10 protein-coding genes and 1 tRNA gene are annotated in these 17,555 nt (G+C 49.0%); 9 read left to right on the top strand and 2 right to left on the bottom strand.

The window, feature by feature from the left end:
* Positions 1-2 precede the first annotated feature (2 nt).
* Positions 3-1,328, bottom strand: a complete 1,326-nt coding sequence (locus K9N57_00135; protein ID MCF7802576.1) for a hypothetical protein — start codon at positions 1,326-1,328, stop codon at positions 3-5.
* A 416-nt stretch (positions 1,329-1,744) separates the two neighbouring features.
* On the opposite strand from K9N57_00135, the gene K9N57_00130 reads away from it, so the two are divergent.
* From K9N57_00130 to K9N57_00100, 7 genes are all read left to right on the top strand, one after another.
* A complete protein-coding gene (locus K9N57_00130) occupies positions 1,745-2,455 on the top strand; it encodes a polysaccharide export protein (GenBank protein ID MCF7802575.1) in 711 nt (236 codons plus the stop codon).
* Between the two features lie 2 nt (positions 2,456-2,457).
* On the top strand, positions 2,458-3,423 hold the full coding sequence (locus tag K9N57_00125) for a hypothetical protein (GenBank protein ID MCF7802574.1): 966 nt from the start codon (positions 2,458-2,460) through the stop codon (positions 3,421-3,423).
* 3 nt (positions 3,424-3,426) lie between these two features.
* On the top strand, positions 3,427-4,446 hold the full coding sequence (locus K9N57_00120; GenBank protein ID MCF7802573.1) for a sigma 54-interacting transcriptional regulator: 1,020 nt from the start codon (positions 3,427-3,429) through the stop codon (positions 4,444-4,446).
* A gap of 1 nt (position 4,447) precedes the next feature.
* Positions 4,448-6,397, top strand: a complete 1,950-nt coding sequence (locus tag K9N57_00115; GenBank protein MCF7802572.1) for a hypothetical protein — start codon at positions 4,448-4,450, stop codon at positions 6,395-6,397.
* The gene (locus K9N57_00110) at positions 6,384-6,878 is read left to right on the top strand and encodes a hypothetical protein (GenBank protein MCF7802571.1); all 495 of its coding nucleotides are present in this window, start codon (positions 6,384-6,386) and stop codon (positions 6,876-6,878) included. Before K9N57_00115 ends, K9N57_00110 begins: the two co-directional genes overlap by 14 nt.
* A gap of 48 nt (positions 6,879-6,926) precedes the next feature.
* Positions 6,927-12,080 carry a fibronectin type III domain-containing protein gene (locus K9N57_00105; GenBank protein ID MCF7802570.1) on the top strand — a complete coding sequence of 1,718 codons (5,154 nt, stop codon included), beginning with the start codon at positions 6,927-6,929 and terminating at the stop codon, positions 12,078-12,080.
* A gap of 27 nt (positions 12,081-12,107) precedes the next feature.
* Positions 12,108-12,214, top strand: a tRNA-OTHER gene (locus K9N57_00100).
* Positions 12,215-12,270: 56 nt separating this feature from the next.
* On the opposite strand, the gene cdaA is transcribed toward K9N57_00100, so the two are convergent.
* Positions 12,271-13,536 (bottom strand): diadenylate cyclase CdaA, encoded by a 1,266-nt coding sequence (gene cdaA, locus K9N57_00095; GenBank protein ID MCF7802569.1) that lies wholly within the window; start codon positions 13,534-13,536, stop codon positions 12,271-12,273.
* 682 nt (positions 13,537-14,218) lie between these two features.
* Between cdaA and K9N57_00090 the strand changes: the two genes are divergently transcribed.
* A complete protein-coding gene (locus tag K9N57_00090; protein MCF7802568.1) occupies positions 14,219-16,981 on the top strand; it encodes a fibronectin type III domain-containing protein in 2,763 nt (920 codons plus the stop codon).
* A 113-nt stretch (positions 16,982-17,094) separates the two neighbouring features.
* Positions 17,095-17,490 carry a response regulator gene (locus tag K9N57_00085; protein ID MCF7802567.1) on the top strand — a complete coding sequence of 132 codons (396 nt, stop codon included), beginning with the start codon at positions 17,095-17,097 and terminating at the stop codon, positions 17,488-17,490.
* Positions 17,491-17,555: the final 65 nt, after the last annotated feature.

The raw sequence follows: 17,555 nt of genomic DNA, 5'->3' as shown, positions 1-17,555 counted from the left end.
TTCTAGTTCCCTTCCGGAATGAATGCGACCACCGGTTTTTGAAATTCTTTTATGTCTTCAGTCCTTCGCACTGTGGTGTCCAGGAGTTCCGCGATAGCGGCAGCCAGTAGGCCGAGAATTCCACCAAGGCCAAATCCGCCCGCCAGTAACAATTTTCTGTTCGGTTTAGTTGGTTGCTGTGGAATTATTGGCGGATCGAGGACAACGAAAGAGTTCTCAGCCTGTTTGCCCAAGTCCCGGCTTGTTTTGGCTTGCTCCATTTTAACCTTCATCTCATCCAGTAATTTTCGGTACACCTGGTAATCCAGTTGCTCTCCCTTTGTACTCCGTTCGGCTACCGATGCTTTTTGAATCCGGCTCGCCAGTTCAGAGCGTTCGGAGGTCAGATAGGATTTCTGGGTATTCAGCTGATACCTTTTAGATTTCACTGCTTCCAGCACCTGGTTGACCTGGGTAAACACCTCTTCTTCCAGGTTCTTCACCTTTGGATATTGATCCGTATATTTTTGTCGCACTTGCCGGTACGTATTCAGCGTGGATTTGAGTTGTTCGCCGTCTGGTAATTCCGTGAGTGACAATTTTTGTAAATCGTCGGGATTGGATTTTCCCTGGTCAACCTGTCGCAGCACCTTAATCGCCTGTTCGTACTGCAAAATCCTCCGATCAATTGACTGTAAATCCTGATCAACCTGCTCCATCTGTGCTTGTAACGTTCTGGTATCCACCGGCGTCTCTTTCACATCTTCCTTGAGCCTGTTTTCCAGTTGCCGCTGCCGCTCGTCAACCATTTCTCTGAGATCGGTGAGCTTTTTATGGAAAAAGTCTACCGTCTGTTTGTTTCGCTTGTTCTCCAGTTTCAGTTTGGTATTGATAAAGTGATCGGCCAGCAATTGGACTCCCTTTTTTGCCTGAGCCGGATTGGTGTTATAATAGATAATACTGAAAGAGTCTGACGCTTTAAGTCGCGTTTGAATATTTGAGCGGACCTTGTCTATTAATGCCTCGCGTTCAGCCCGGTTGGAGACGTTTTTATCCAGATTCAGGCTATCGATAAGCATGGTAATTGTTGCCCGGCTATAGAGAATCTCGTTAAAGGATTTCAACCGATCCTCGGATGCCATGGCCACCGCCATATTATACCGGACCATCGGATTCAACGTCTCGTCCCGCTGAACCAGGATGGTCGTCGACGATTTATATTGCAAGGGTAAATAAAACGCAACCGCTGCACTGAGCCCTGTGACAACCACCACGGCTATCGCCAGGAGCTTCATTCTGCGCCTGAGAAAACCTTTAACTTCACTTTTTGCAAGCTGTGCCTGATGCACGACTTAAGACCTCCGCTACTTTGGTATTCAGTTTCCAACTCTGTTATTCCGGACGAATTTCATTTAAACAATTCACCCGGTTTTTCCTCATATTCACTTTATACCAGCGCAAGGGATATGCCAACAGGTAAATTTTTATTCCCCTCGCATGCGCGATCCTAATAATACAAGGTTTCTCCAGGGAATTCTTTGGGATCATCGTCTGGACACTTATTAAATCTATCGCCAAAAATTTTGGCAGGCCTTTCATCCTCATGTGGAAAAAAACTAACCAAACCCATATATGGGATCGAGAGAGTACGAATACTAAAAGTCCCTTAAAACCCTTATAGGTCAGGGATTTCAGGGATTTTTCAAATCGCTGGCACAGGCCTTGCGAATATACATAGTGACAATATGAACCCAGCGAGGACAGAATGAAGCGACTTACTCAAATAAATTTTCTCTTGTTAATACTGATCGCCACTGGTGTGCTTTTGAGTGCGTGTTCAGGAACGCGTACGTCCTCTACTGAACTGTTCTCCAGTTCGGAAGCCGGGTCATTGATTATTGAGCGTAAGTCGCAAGATTACGTCATTCAATCCGGCGATGAAATCACGTTGTCGGTGTGGGGGTATGAAGAATTTGAGACAAACACTCAGGTGAATAGTCGCGGCACGATTACGATACCGTTAGTCGGGGAGCTGAAGGCCAGCGGATTAACGAAACAGACGTTCAAGGACACCGTGAAGTCCAAACTCGCCAATTATATCAAGGGTGAAATCCAGTGTACGGTCACCATTACGAGCCCGGATGACAATATCGTATCCGTGCTGGGCTCTGTTGGCAGGCCGGATAATTACCAATTGATGAATTCGGTGAACCTCTTTGAGATCCTCTCAAAGGCCGGCGGTACCACTGAGCAGGCAGATCTCCGGAATATCCGAATTTACCGGAACAGCGGTACCGGCGAAACGGTCGAAGTCGATTTGGCAAAATATTTTGAGCAACAAGAGATGCGCAATCCGCTCCCCCAGGTTCGTCCGGGTGACGTGGTTTATGTGCCCAGACAGGAAAACTTTATCCGGGATCTTTCCGGGTTCCTGCGGGATGTCGTACTCCTGTTCAGCATCTTTAGGGTGGTGTAATTATGTACCAGCGATTTAAAAAATACCGAAATTTGTTCGTCGCAGGTATCGTCGGTTTCGCTGTATTGACGACCAACGCAGTAGTTGGACAGACTACCGAACAGCTGACATCAGAGTACCACCCCTGGAAATGGCAACCCAATGCCCGCACCTTTGCCATGGGTACACCAATGACCGGAATTACGAACCAATTAAACGACATGTACGCGAATCCGGCACTCCTGAGTTTTCAGGAAGTCACCAAGAGTATCAGCATAAGTCAAAACTACTACTGGACACAAGGTGTGATCGCCGAAAATGTAACGATCCCGGTATTAACGAATCGAACCTTTCCGCTAGCTGTCGGCTTCACTGCGCATCACTCAGGTCTGGACCCAATTGAGGCGAATCAGCCGCTCAAAAAATTTTCCAGATTTGACGGTCATATCGGCGGAGCGGTAAAGGTGTCAAATACCGTGAGTCTTGGTGCTCTGGTCCAGATGAACCATAATATGGCGTCAGACAATTATAAACGAAGCGCCTCTGCATTGGCGGGTGCATACTATGCTCCCTCTCCCGGAGTCAGTTACGGTATTCGATATCATTATTACGAAGACGACGTCGCATTTCGTTCGGATTTTTCTGGCGAAGAGGCGCTAATGGAGTCCCGTGATGTCCCAAACTTAATCGAAGTCGGAACATCAATGCGGTTTCCGGAAGTCTCCGAATCTCCTTTGGTCATCCTCTCCTTTGCCAGTGAAAAACGGTCAAGTCAATCAGGAGTCACCTATAAAGGCGGGATTGAGTATCACCCACTCTCTCTAATTGATTTTCGCGCAGGTTATTTACACGGTCCGAATTATGTAGGCGGTCGATACGGGATTGGCCTGAAGCTCGGTAGGCAATTCCAGGTCGATATCGCGCACGGCCCCGGATATGTCGGGAGGTCAGTTACAACCATTAATTTACAAATTCATCTGCCGGAGTAGGAAATGAACAATAAATACCATAGCGAGCCAAAAAAGATTATAGAACCTTTGAGCACAGCGTTTACCAGTGAAGTCATGGACAGAATATTGAACCAGATTATGATAATTGCTCGCACGGATCAAAATGTATTGATTGTCGGCGAAGTGGGCTCCGGGAAAGAGTGGACGGCCCGCACCCTGCACAATGCCAGTCTCCGGGCGAACGAGCCCTTCTGCGTGTATCACGGTATTACCCCGAATCAACTTGAAGTCCGTGAGGAATTATTCGGGCAAATGGTTTTCACCATGAAGGGGGCGAAAGTGGAGGTCGGATTAATTTCCAAAGCCAACCGGGGGACACTCTTTATCGATGAGCTGAACGCGGTACCGCATGAACCCAGAATTGAATTAGCAAATATCATGGAGGGAAAACCGTCAGGAAATGGATTACAGGTCTCATCTTCTCTGGATGTCCGGTTAATTGGGGCTGTCGAAAACAGGATGTATCGCAACTTGTCCGCAAATCCTGAATGGCAAGAATTTATCACCAAGTTGCAACCGACGGTTTTTTATCAACCGGCGCTCAGGGATCACCGGGAAGATATTCCAAAATTAATCGACCGGTTTCTTTATTTGCATAGTACTGAGAAATCTCTTTCACCCAAAGCCCTCTATAGATGCATTAGTTATCCGTGGCCCGGCAACATTCGCCAGTTGAAAAATGCAATAGAGCATGCTGACCTGGTTTCCCGGGATCCGGTAATCCGGACAAAGCATTTACCCGAATCTATCCGGAAATACAATCCTGAGGGGCAAGTCAAAAAGCAGTTGGAAAATGATCGGAGTTTTCAACGAACGGAGAAAATATTGTTTCAATTGGTCATCCAAAAGGCGGGTTCGGTGAAAGAAGCAGCGCAACAGATTGACTTGCCACTGGAAGAATTTCGTTCAAAAATACATCAATACAACGTCGGCGAAGAAATCTTTCAGTCGGAACATCCTAACCCGCAAACGTCGTACTTTCACCATACCTGGGAGAGATAATATGATGATATACTTAGCCCTGGCGTTCCTCTTAGCCTGCGCCACCAGTCTGGTCCTGACCCCCCTCTCTATGCACCTTGCCAGTATCACCGGAGCCATCGACCAGCCCAATGACCGGAAAATCCATGGTAACCCAATTCCACGCTTGGGCGGTATTGCTGTGGTTGCGAGCAGCCTGGGAATTCTGGGGCTGTTTCTCTTGGTGTCTCCACTAAATATAGAACTGGATTATATCAAAATATTTAATGGGGTGCCTTTACTTACCGGCGTACTCCTGATCGTTGTCGTGGGGATATGGGATGATCATAAGGATATCAGTCCGGGGATAAAATTTGCCGGCCAGGGTATCGCGGCTATGCTCATCTGCCTGGCCGGTATCCGGATTGAATATATTACCAATCCGTTCAGCCAGGAAGTTATGCAGCTTGGGCTATTCAGTTATCCGCTGACTGTTCTTTGGATAATTGGCATTACCAATGCGTTCAATCTCATCGACGGGCTTGATGGCCTAGCGGCTGGTGTCGCAATTATTTCGTTATTCACTATCACTGGTATCAGCCTAATCTCCAACAATCAGGGGATTGCTATGATGGCGGTAATACTGGCGGGCTCCCTACTTGGGTTCCTCCGATACAACTTCCATCCGGCCAAAACCTTCCTTGGAGATAGCGGTAGTTTGTTTATCGGGTTTACGCTTGCTGTCATATCGGTACAGAGTTACACAAAGGTCTCCGCAACTTTTGCATTTGTTGTACCGCTTTTGGCCCTTGGCCTTCCGATTACGGATACGCTAGTTGCAATGGCGCGTCGATATCTGAACTGGTTTCTTCCACATCGCAACTCTGAACAGGGGAATCAACAGGCATCTCCGACAATTGGTAAGGTCCTCTCCTCCCTGTTTAAGCCGGATGCTTCACATATCCATCACCGGCTTCTCTCCCAGGGAATTTCGCAGCAAAATGCCGTGCTCTTGCTCTATCTTATCTCCGGGATTTTTGGTGCCGGCGCCGTGGTCGTTGTCGAGGCACCTGCGGAAATGACCTTTATGGTCCTGGTGACCATTGCCGTCCTGGCTCTCTTTTTTATCAGGCAATTGCGTTACCGCGAAATGGAAGTGTTAAAAAACGGCATTCTTTTCTCCATGTATGAAAAATTCTTTGTCCGAAACGGTACCACCCAGTTCTTACTGGACTTTTTCTTTGCTTTTCTTGCTATGAATATCAGCCTGTCACTCACCGGGCAAACCCTCCATATCCAGTTGACGGATAACTGGTATGTCATCGGGACGGCAAAAGTCGGGGGGTTCCTCTGGGTCCAGATGGCTGTCTTTGCTTTACTCGGGTTATACCGCGAGCCGGTTACCCGCATCGGAATCGCCGAAATGCTCCGGTTCACCAAGACCCTCACAGTCACGGCGCTCCTCGGATTTGGGTATCTCTACTTGTTCCCGGCGTTTCGGGCATGGGTCACGCCAACATTTATGCTGCTCTATTTTTACCTGCTCACATCCATGGTGCTTGGAATACGGGTGGCGTTTCATGCACTGCGCTATTATTTCAATCGGCACAAGGATGGCCAGAAATCCGTGCTGATTTATGGGGCAACCGATACGGGTATACTCACCCTTCAAAACCTTTTGACTCAACTCAACGATACGTACAAACCTATCGGGTTTCTGGATGACGATCCGAACCTTGAAGGCACTACAGTCAACGGATTTCCGGTGTTCGGAGGTCATTGGAAACTCAGCGGCCTCCTTCAAAAGCGGCCAGTTGATCATATTCTTATTACGGATCAAAATATTTTGCCCGAAGCGCTGAAACGGATTCAAAAACGGGCAGAGGAACACGATGTAGCCCTCAGCAAGGCAACATTTGCCCTTGAAAATTTGAATCAAAAACCTGAGCGGTATTCAAAGCCAAAGAGAGAATTGACTTATGCTTCATCATAAATTTTTCCGTGTGATAATACTGACGGCCTTTGCGGCATATTCGGCTATCATTCCGGGATATGGCCTGAAGGCTACTCCGCCCCCGGGTATTCAAAACGTCCAGTTTCAGTCGAAAAGAGAACTGGTACGGGTCACCTACGATCTTATCGGAAATCCGGAAGAAGTATACAGGGTAAAACTCCAGGTGAATATTAGCGAGGATTCAACATTCTCACCGACAGCTGTGACCGGTGAAGTCGGCGAAGGAATTACGCCAGGTCAGGGCAAGGTGATACGGTGGAATGTATTACAGGATTTTCCAAACGGGTTTGAGACAGAGAATATATCCTTTACGGTCAAGGCAGTCCAGGAATCGAATAATGGGCCCTGGGTAGTGTACGCTGTTAACACAGCGTTAGTGACTGCCATCGGAGTCAGCATCCTTTTGTTGGCAGGCAGCGGGAGTGCCGGTGATTTTCCTCCACCGCCCCAGCGTCCATAAGTCTAAAACCGAACTATTTGAATTTATGAATCTAATGAGGGATGGAAGATGATTTTCCCACTTCGAAAAATCATGTTCGCAATAATAATGATGGGTATTGCGGCAACACTGCAGGCTCAGCCTCCCACTCTCAGTTCGCCGCCGGATAGCGCTGAAGATATCTCCACGACGATAACATTGGACTGGCAGGAAGTGACTGGTGCACAAGGCTATCACCTGCAGGTGGCAACCGATTCTGGCTTTTCATCCTTAGTCGTGGAACAGAGCAGCCTGAGTTCGACGGAATACACCGTTGAAAACCTGGATAATAGCACGATCTATTACTGGCGGGTTCGCACCAATTTCCTTTTGACAACAAGCAGCTGGTCCGACGCGTGGTCTTTCACCACAATTATTGCGCCTCCTGCCCAGCCGGCCCTTAGCTCACCAGCCAACGGTGTTGGGGATCAACCGCAGGATCTGACTTTCCAGTGGGAAGCCGCCACCCGGGCGGAAAGCTATCAGGTTCAGGTCTCAACAAGTTCGGATTTTTCGGCGCTCGTATTTAATCAAAGTGGAGTAGCAACGACCGATTATTCTGTCTCCGGCTTACAAAAAAACACTACCTATTACTGGCGGGTCAGGGCATCAAACGCAGGCGGTACAGGCGAGTGGTCTGCGAACTGGTCGTTCTCTACCGTAGAACTGCAATCTCCGCCTGAAACACCGGCATTAATCGCGCCTGAAGCCGGGGATACTCTCGACGCTTCAACCGTAGAATTCCGATGGACCAGCAGCACAGGAGATGCGGTGGGATACCACATTCAGGTGGCTGAAAACACGGCATTCTCTTCCGTGAGTTACGAGCGGACGGCTCTGACTGATACGGTAGAATCGGTGTCAACCCTGGAGACCGGCACCTCCTACTATTGGCGGGTTCGCTCCACCAGAGATACGGCTGTCAGCGATTGGTCGGAGATCCGGAACTTTGCTACAAATGTTATGCCTCCAAGTACACCAAGATTGGTGACTCCTGCGTCAGGATCCACGGAAATTTCGGTTACTCCGACCCTCACCTGGCAAACCGCGGAACGCGCGCAGAGCTATACGATACAGGTCAGCACATCCGATCAGTTCACATCCACGCTTGTCAATTCTGCCGGTAATCCGGACACTACATTCACACCGGACTCCCTTGAATATGCCACTACCTTTTATTGGCGGGTCCGGGCATCCAATTCCGGCGGTGATAGTGACTGGTCAACGGTAAATTCCTTCACCACCGAGTCTAGACCATCAGCGCCGGTCCAGGCGACATTGAATTCGCCTGCAGACAGTGCTGTGGAAATACCGGTTGCCCCGGAATTCTCCTGGTACCAACTGGAAGAGGCGGATTCCTACCATATACAAATTAGCAAATCGGCATCTTTTGAGACGCAGACCATCAGTCAATCCGGCCTCACGGACACAACATATGCTGCCTCCGGGCTGGACTCGTCTACTACCTATTTCTGGCGCGTTCGCGGCATCAACGATCAGGGCAGCGCGCAGTGGTCTGCCGCCAGACGATTTACAACGGTTCAGTACCAGCTCTCCGCTCCGGTTCTCTTGACACCTGAGAACGGTTCCACCCATCCGTATGGAACAGTTACATTCCAATGGGAATCCGTACCGGAAGCGGCACGTTACCACCTGACAGTCGACACTTCGGATGACTATACTCAACCGGTAATATCCACCGGGGATCTGGAAGAGGAGAGCTTCTCCACCTCAGCGCTCGACGGAGGGACCACCTATTTTTGGCGAATCAATGCCAGCCGCTCCGGAGATACCAGTGCATGGTCCAACACCTGGTCTGTGACATTGGATAATCCCCCCTTGATTTCGCCTTCCCTGCTGGCACCGGCTGACATGGCCTCGGTTCAGTATGATTCTGTTGCGCTGGAGTGGGAAGAAATTTCCGAGGCGGATTCCTATCAACTCCAGGTCGCGAACGATAGCCTCTTTTCCGACATTATCATAGATACTGCCGGGATAGCGAAGCGGACTCTTATTGTCACTGGACTTGCTCCCAATCGAACATATTGGTGGCATGTGCGCGCGAGCAGAGAAAACGGCCAGGGCGAGGGGGAGACCGGCGAGTGGTCCGAATCCCGGCAATACAAAACGATGGATACCACCACTTCGTCCAACCATGTCTCCCCACCGGATGGTTCAGTAGATCAACCGACTACGCTTTCCCTGAACTGGGAGGAAGATACGAATGCCAATTCTTACCAGGTTCAGGTTGCCGCGGATTCAACATTTAGTTCAACTCACACGGATAAGAATGGGTTGTCATCATCCAATTATGAGGTGGCGGGGCTCGAATACTCAACAACCTATTACTGGCGAGAGCGTTCGAATTATCTCCTCTCCACCAGCAGTTGGTCGGAAACATGGGAATTCACCACAGTTGAGGCACCGCCGGCCGAACCGGTACTGGAATCCCCTGTCTCCGGCAGCGAAGGAGTGTCCACCACACCTACGCTTGAGTGGGCGGCATCCGCCCGGGCCGAATCCTACGAAGTTCAGATGGATTCTTCTGAATCCTTCACTAATCCACAATTTCAACAGGCTGACATAACTGAGACTAGTATCACAGCCAATACGTTGGAATCCGGAACGAAGTACCACTGGCGGGTACGAGGCGTCAACAAAGCGGGACCTGGCAACTTTTCAGAGACGTGGACATTTACCACAACAGCCGGTGACCAGCCACCCGCACAGCCGACACTCGTCTTTCCCGAGGATGGCGCAGATAGTCTGTCCACGACTGTGAATTTCCAGTGGAATTCTATCCCAAATGCCGAGAATTACCACATCCAGGTGGGGGCAGATTCGGAATTTTCACAACTCGAAGGCGAAGTCGATTCCGTAACGAACGAATCCATCGAAATCGCCGGTCTCCCAAAAGAGACCGTTCTCCACTGGCGCGTTCGGGCAGCCAATGCAAACGGTTTCGGCCAGTGGTCTGCATCCCGGCAATTTACAACCACGAACCAAGAAGGAGTCCCTGCACCACCTGAAATAGTTTCGCCTGCTGATGACTCCACAAATCTACCGTTGGAGACTACACTGGACTGGGCACCAGCAGAATATGCTGATCATTACGACCTCCAGGTGAGCACCGATAGCACATTTTCCACGACTATTGTAAGCTTGTCTGACGTCACCTCTACCCAATACCCGATTCAGAATCTGGAATACGATACCGATTATTTCTGGCGTGTCAATGCCTCAAACCAAGCAGGCACCAGTCCCTGGACGGTTCCCCACCTGTTCACGACTGTTATGGAGGCGCCAACGACTCCTGTTCTTGTAGCCCCGGAAGACCGTACGGAGAGAACCTCTACAACTCCGGAATTGGTGTGGGAACAGGCAGAGCGTGCTGAAAACTACCGCATTCAGATTGGTCGGGATCAGGCATTCAATACCACGGTACTCGATTCCACAAATATTGATTCGACAACATTCGTCCCGGCAACCCTGGATAGCAATACCACCTATTACTGGCGGGTCTTGGCAAGAAATCCGGGCGGTGAAAGTAATTGGTCGACACACCGGCAATTCACGACAATTTCGCCTGGACAGCTACCCAGAGATGCCTATGTCAAACTCCTCCAGCCTGATTCCACAGTCATATTGAAGGCCGGAGAGACCTATACCATCGAATGGGAATCTAATTATCAGGAAGCTGTGAATATCCTCTACTCGTCTGACTCTGCAACAACCTGGCACACAATTCAATCGAATTACTCGGCATCTTCACAATTCTCATGGGAGGTGCCCGATATGCACCCAGAGACCGTACGAATTAAAATTGCATATGCCACGCACCCAAATGTACAGGAAATCAGCGCCCCAATCTCCTTTTATCCAAAAACGATTCCCGTGCAGATCACCATGAATTTTCCGGACAATCCGTCCGCGGAAGATTACAGGCTGGTCGGCTTACCCGGCAATGAGACAATTCCGGTTGAAGATCTGTTGGAGGGCGAGCCGGGCATTGACTGGATTGTGTACCGGGATACCGGTGACTCCACCTCCTATTTACAGAAGTATGACGGCTCGGACGTGTTTCAATTCCGGGCTGGTCTGGGATTCTGGATACTTGCCAAAGGTGGCATTTCACTCGACCGGTCAATTTCGTCAGTCCCGCTCAGTGAGAGTGACACCTATACCATTCCGGTCCGGCAAGGTTGGAACATTATCTCCAATCCCTATTCGCAATCAGTTGATTGGGAAGCGGTCAAACAGATAAACCAGACGGAACAACCGATCTGGGCATATGGTAACGGCTACTCCGAAAGCCAGGTGTTACAACCGTATACAGGATATTATTGGTATAACCAAGCCGGACTGGATAGTCTGGTGGTACCCTATCTCCGTCAGGAAAACGGGTTTGACAAGGATGCCAGGGACGTTCAGCGCGATCCGTCCCGTTCCATACGGATCATCGCATCAACCGATTCCGGAAGTAATGCCTCGGTGCTGGCTGGAATGGATGTCCAAGTCACCCAAAAGGAGCAATCAATGGTGACGTATGCCCCACCGCCGGGCTTAGCTCCAGTTCACTTGAGCCTGATACATCCGGATTCAACGCTTCGGTATCGGAAACTGACCAGGGAAATTCGTCCTGATAACGGATCAGGACAGGAATTTCATTTGAGATTACAGACATCCTCCAATGAAAAAATTGCCCTCCGGGCACAAGGAAATTACGATCAGGAGACAGAGATACAGTTACGGTTGGTCAATAAACAGACGGGTGAATGGTATGATCTGAAACGCACAAAGCAATTTCAGGTAGTTACCACAACAGGTAGTAAATCGTATGCACTTTTGATTGGCAGCAAAGCTTTTGTCGAGGACAGACAAGCCTCCTATCTGCCAAAGAAAATTACACTGAGTCAGAACTTTCCGAATCCGTTCAACGGGCAGACTACGATAGCATATGTAATTCCTCAATCATTGGAGAAATCTCAGGTCACGATTCAGATATTCAATATCATGGGGCAAAAGGTGAAAACTCTTGTGAATACTCAAAAAGCACCCGGACGCTATCAAGTGGTGTGGAATGGTGCCAACCAAAATGGCAATCGGGTTGCCAGTGGCGTATATCTTTACCGGTTACGGATAAATGATCAACAAATTACCAGAAAACTGCACTTCATTAAATGAGATGTATATTTAGCCTTCATCAACAATGGAGAGGTGGCCGAGCGGCTTAAGGCAAGCGATTACCCCGAATAAACTATTCAGGGGCATCGTTTCCCGCACTCGCGGGACGAGGGTTCGAATCCCTACCCTCTCCGCTATTACTCACGAGGAAACAGGGGAGCCGGAACCGGCTCCCCTGTTTCTTTATAAATCATTGTGGTGTTTTGGAAGAATTTTCTCCACCGGAAACATCTGCAGAGTCCGATTGAGACTTTTGCGGCGGTGGAGACCGTGGCCCTGCCCTGATGGTAATTTCTTCAGGCGAGACCTGGTACAATCCTAAATCCGCCGGCAACTGGATGTGCTTTTCCTGAATTTGCAGTACATTGGTTCCTTCCTGCAGGGAGGCGACATCAAATGAGAGAACCAGGTTCGTGGGATCCAATAGGCGAAATCCCTGCTCGGAACCCTCAATTGTCACCTGTGCATTGGTCGGAACCGGTTCCTGGATGCGCCAATTTGATGGGACATTCCGGAATTCGACAGGCACATTAAATGACCGGTAGACCGTACCAGTCCTGAATCCAAAAAGAAACCACAGAAGAATAGCCAGACTCACCGCAAGGATTCCGGTCTGAATAGATCGTTGCCTCCACCACGGCTGTTCAATCCTGCTTTGGATTTCCGCATGCTTCTGATAAAACTCCTGTAATCGTTTTTTCAGCTCCCCGGTATCAGAAATTGTGTCAAATTTCCCGTTCTCTGCCACGCTGATGGTTCCGTGCTCCTCAGAGACGATGATGACAAATGCATCGCAGCGCTCGGCCAAACCTAATCCCGCTGCGTGCCTGGTTCCATATCGACCGATATCGGACAGGTTGGTCGAGAGTGGTAAATGGGAGGCAAAGGATTGTATCCCGTCGCGATCCATCATAAGAGCGCCATCATGTGCCGGAGCATTCGGATTAAAGAGACTCAGTAACAACGGCGTACTTAATTTTCCGGAAAGCTCAACACCTCCATGGATATATCTGTCCCATGGATCCTTACCCTGGATCGCGATAAGCGCCCCGGTCTTATCAGCAGCCAGCTTATCCACTGCCTGGACCAGCGCATCTTCCGTTGGCGAATAGTCCCCCTCATCCTTTCCGCCTCTGAAGAACCGAAAGGTCCCGAGCCGGTCAATAATTCGACGGATATCACTCTGGAATACAATAACAGCCACAAACAGGATCACCACTAAAAGAAACTGGATCAACGTCTGTACCAGATACAATTGCAGTACTTTGGCAAGTAAATAAGCAAGGATAACTCCCCCGGTGATAATTAACGTACTCCGCATCGTGGCGGAAGTGGTACTGCGCCGTAACAGGGAGAGCAACGCGTAGAAAAACATCGATACCAAAATTATATCCAGAAGATCCGCAATGCGGACCGATCGAATAAACGTGTCTACTGTGGTGAGTAATCCATCCATAATTATAGATATTTTTGAAACATTAGGAGCCCCGCCTTTCATCAAATATAGGCATCTGATCGAATATATCACTTAAAAAGTCTCAAACACCGCAGGTTGAAGACGAATCAAACCTTTTACTTCCCACTCGAAAATTACTAATTGTAGCAAAACTTTTACGATGAACCTTTTTGGCTTTTACTCACTACATCAAAAGTCACCGAAATTGTTGACACACCTCACAGATTGAGCAGAAATTTTGCTCCGGAATCATTTTTTTCCAAACTGCCCGTATAAAGCGTAAAAACAGTCAAACGACGGTAGCATTCACCTGGTGTTTTTCCAATATCCAAAGGGGTTGCAGCGGTATTCAAGGGTAAGATATTTTCGATCCCATTCAGTTTTGGTGTTCGGATTTCATATTTAATTTTCAGGAAGGTTGGCCTTATCCCTGTCCTATTCAAATGCCTTAACTATGCGGCTTTCAGGCGGAAAAGTCCTTATCTCACGCCGTCATAAAATATACTACAAGTACTTGTTTTTGCTACAGATAAAACTATTGACTTACCACAAATCTCATATTATCCTTGCTTCGAAGTGATTGACGAATATTTCAGTGGTCATCGTACTTAATTCGATTGTTCACTTGTATAAGTCAACCTTTTAAGTGGGGCGTAAGAAACATAGTTCGAGAGAGTATAATATGATGAAATACAAATTAATTACACTCACGTTAACGGTATTCCTGTTTGGCTGCTCACAGCTGACGGAACCGCCACAGAAGATTCCTGAAAATACCGAACAACCTGTTTCTCAGGTGAATAAAACGGGAGCAACCACAACAGCAGATGGCAAATGGGTCACCGCCTATCTGGCGTCCTATAACCATTATGCACCTCCCGGCGGAAACTGGGGGAACCTCCCAACTGATGAAATCGACTGGGATGCATTTACCCATTTGAATTATTTCGCGTTTAACGTGAATAGCGACGGAACATTGTCAGAAATTCTGGACTATCACAACATGAGTCCGGACCGGATTAATGCGATCGTCTCTGCAGCGCACGAGAACGGGAAACCTGTCCTGTTCACCATCGGAGGCTGGGGAAATTATGAAGGTTTCAGCACCGCTATTTCTCCGATAGTTCGGCCGGTTTTCATCGCGAACCTGGTTTCTATTCTCACCACTTGGGGTTTTGATGGTATTGACGTGGATATGGAGCCCATTAATTCCGGCGACGAGGCAAATTATGTCGCCTTTATAAATGAGTTGCACACTGCGCTTCAGGCCGTGGATACTCCCCTCCTTAACGATCCTCTGTTGACCGTTGCAACAAATTGGCATGCGGATATGTTCGCGGGACTCCAGGATAAAATCGATCAGATAAACCTGATGACCTATGACTACAGCGGTGCCTGGCAGGGATGGACCACCTGGCATAACTCTCCAGTCTATAACGGCGGAGAGACCTTTCCGAACCTCGACAAAACTCTGCCGTCCATAGATAAAACGATAAACCAGTTTCTCCAGGCGGGTGTATCCCCCGGTAAGCTCGGTATCGGAATCGACTTCTATGGGTATCTCTGGGATGGTGTATCAGATCCGCAGGAAAACTGGACGACTGCTCCGACCGTGACCGATAACGTGCCGTATCATAAGATTATGGCCGACTTCTACCAGGATAAGTACCGGAAATGGGACAGCAACGCTCAGGCTACATATCTGAGTATTAACGAAAACGGTACAGAACAGTTTGTCTCGTATGACGACGAACAGAGCATCCAGGCAAAGTACGACTACATGATGCAGAAAAACCTGGGTGGCGCCATCATCTGGGAGCTGAGCGGTGGATACCGCGAAAACCAGCCCGCTGGTGAGCGTGACGAATTGCTCCAATCCGTTAAGCAGACCTTCATGAATGGTACTCCCGGAACAACCAAGGATACAACCCCTCCGACCCTGACGGTTACTAATCCCAGCGATGGGAGCACGGTTTCCGGCTCTGTTAATTTCACTGTCGATGCTACGGACAATATCGGCGTTACTTCTGTGGAGTTCGCTGTAAATGGTAATGCGTACGGCAGTCCGTTGACCGCAGCGCCGTATTCAGTTTCTGTGAACTCGACTGACCTTGCCGACGGCACACACAACGTTAGCGCAACAGCCACCGACGACGCCGGTAATCAAACGACCGTCTCCGTGACCATCGAAGTAGCCAACAATTCTACCGAGCCCGGCGATCCGACTGAAGGCACATACGCTTACGATGACGCGCTGAACGGCGATTGGATCAATAGTTCCTGGAGTGCCAATGTTGATTTTTCTAATTCAGCTACCGTTTATACCGGCTCTCAGGCCGTCAGAGTAGTTCAAAAGGCCTGGGGGGCATTGAGCCTTCATAATGGCCCATGGGGTGCTGCTGTGGACGTTCTTCCCGGTTCGGCAGAATCGTTGAACTTTGCCGTGTATCCGGATGGCGAAGATGCGAAATTCAGCGTTCGACTCCAGAATGACAATGGTGATTCATTCCCCAAGGTGCAGCACGGAACCGTTCCGGCTAACCAGTGGACAGTCGTTTCCATGCCGATGTCGGAACTCAACCCCAATGGCAACATCATTCACCGGATCAACATTCTTGAAACCAGCGGGTCCCGGAAGACCTACTACATAGATGAAATCCTGTTCAGCGGCTCCACCACCTCAGGAGAGACCGGGATCGACGCACCAGTGGCACCGGTGTTATCGTCACCGGCTTCGGGAGCTGAGACTGACACAGGATTGACTCTGGCATGGAACAGCTCCGTAGACGCGGCTACGTATGACCTCCAGATCGCAACCGACAATTCATTTGCTGCCCTGCAGACGAACGTGACCGGGCTGACGTCAACCAGTTATACCGTCACGGGGTTAGAGAATTCAACAACCTATTACTGGCGGGTACGCGCAGGAAACTCGGCTGGCCAAAGCAACTGGTCGGAAATCGCTACGTTCACGACCGAAGCGAAAGTGATAACCGGTCAGGCAACACCTATCTATGATGAAGCACTGCTTTCTCCCTGGATTAACTCCTCATGGAGCGCGAGCGTTAGCTTTTCGAACAGCGAGTTGCCGTATAACGGTACAAAATCCGTCAAGGTCTCTCAAAGCGCCTGGGGCGCACTGAGTCTGCACAGCGGATCATGGGGCAGCGCGGTAGATGCTGGCACGGCCAATTATTCTTCGCTGGAATTTATGGTTTATGCCGCGACCGGGGACATTCAATTCAACATTTCACTACAAAATGACGATGGCGGCTCATTCCCCAAAGTTAAAAGTGAAACAATCTCCGGGAATGGCTGGGTAAAAATCTCTATTCCGGTAGACGACCTGAACCCGCAGAATCTGGCCGTACATCGGCTGAATCTGCAGGAGATCAGTGGGGCGTCTCAGACGTATTACGTGGACAACATCCAATGGGTTGATTAATACTCACCCATAGAGCACGTCTGAAACCACGGAAAAGCCGGCGCTAAAACGCGCCGGCTTTTTCTATTTCATTCATTTTTTCCCAAACTTTTATAGCAGGGGAAGACGATCTTATGGCAATATATAACCAAACGCCCTCTCCGCCTGGAATTCTCATCGCCGATAAAGATGAGCAACTCTTCTCCATCTACACAAAATTTTTCAACCGGCGCGGCAATACCGTATATCTTGCTGTTGGCGGTGAGTCCGCCATACAAAGGTATCATGATCATTCCACTGAAATCGCCCTGGTAATCATCGAAATCCAAATGCCGGGTATGGATGGGCTTACTTTGCGCCATGCTATAAAGACACTCGATCCCCAATTACCAGTTATTGCAGTTTCGATCGTCGACGAATATAATACAGCCTTTTCCGATAATTCGCGGCTCAATGAAGAGTTCAATGAAATTATCCGGAAGCCATTCCATCCAGATATACTGCATAAAATTGTCGATCAATATTTGTAATATCTCTCTTTTCTTTTACAAACTCAGGACACAATCATAAGGAGCTGTTCCCGCCCCCACAGTCA

Source organism: Candidatus Neomarinimicrobiota bacterium (assembly GCA_021734025.1).
Taxonomy (GTDB): domain Bacteria; phylum Fidelibacterota; class JAANXI01; order JAANXI01; family JAANXI01; genus JAANXI01.
Note: the sequence above shows the minus strand (reverse complement) of the source record. Positions and strands in the feature narration are given on the sequence as shown.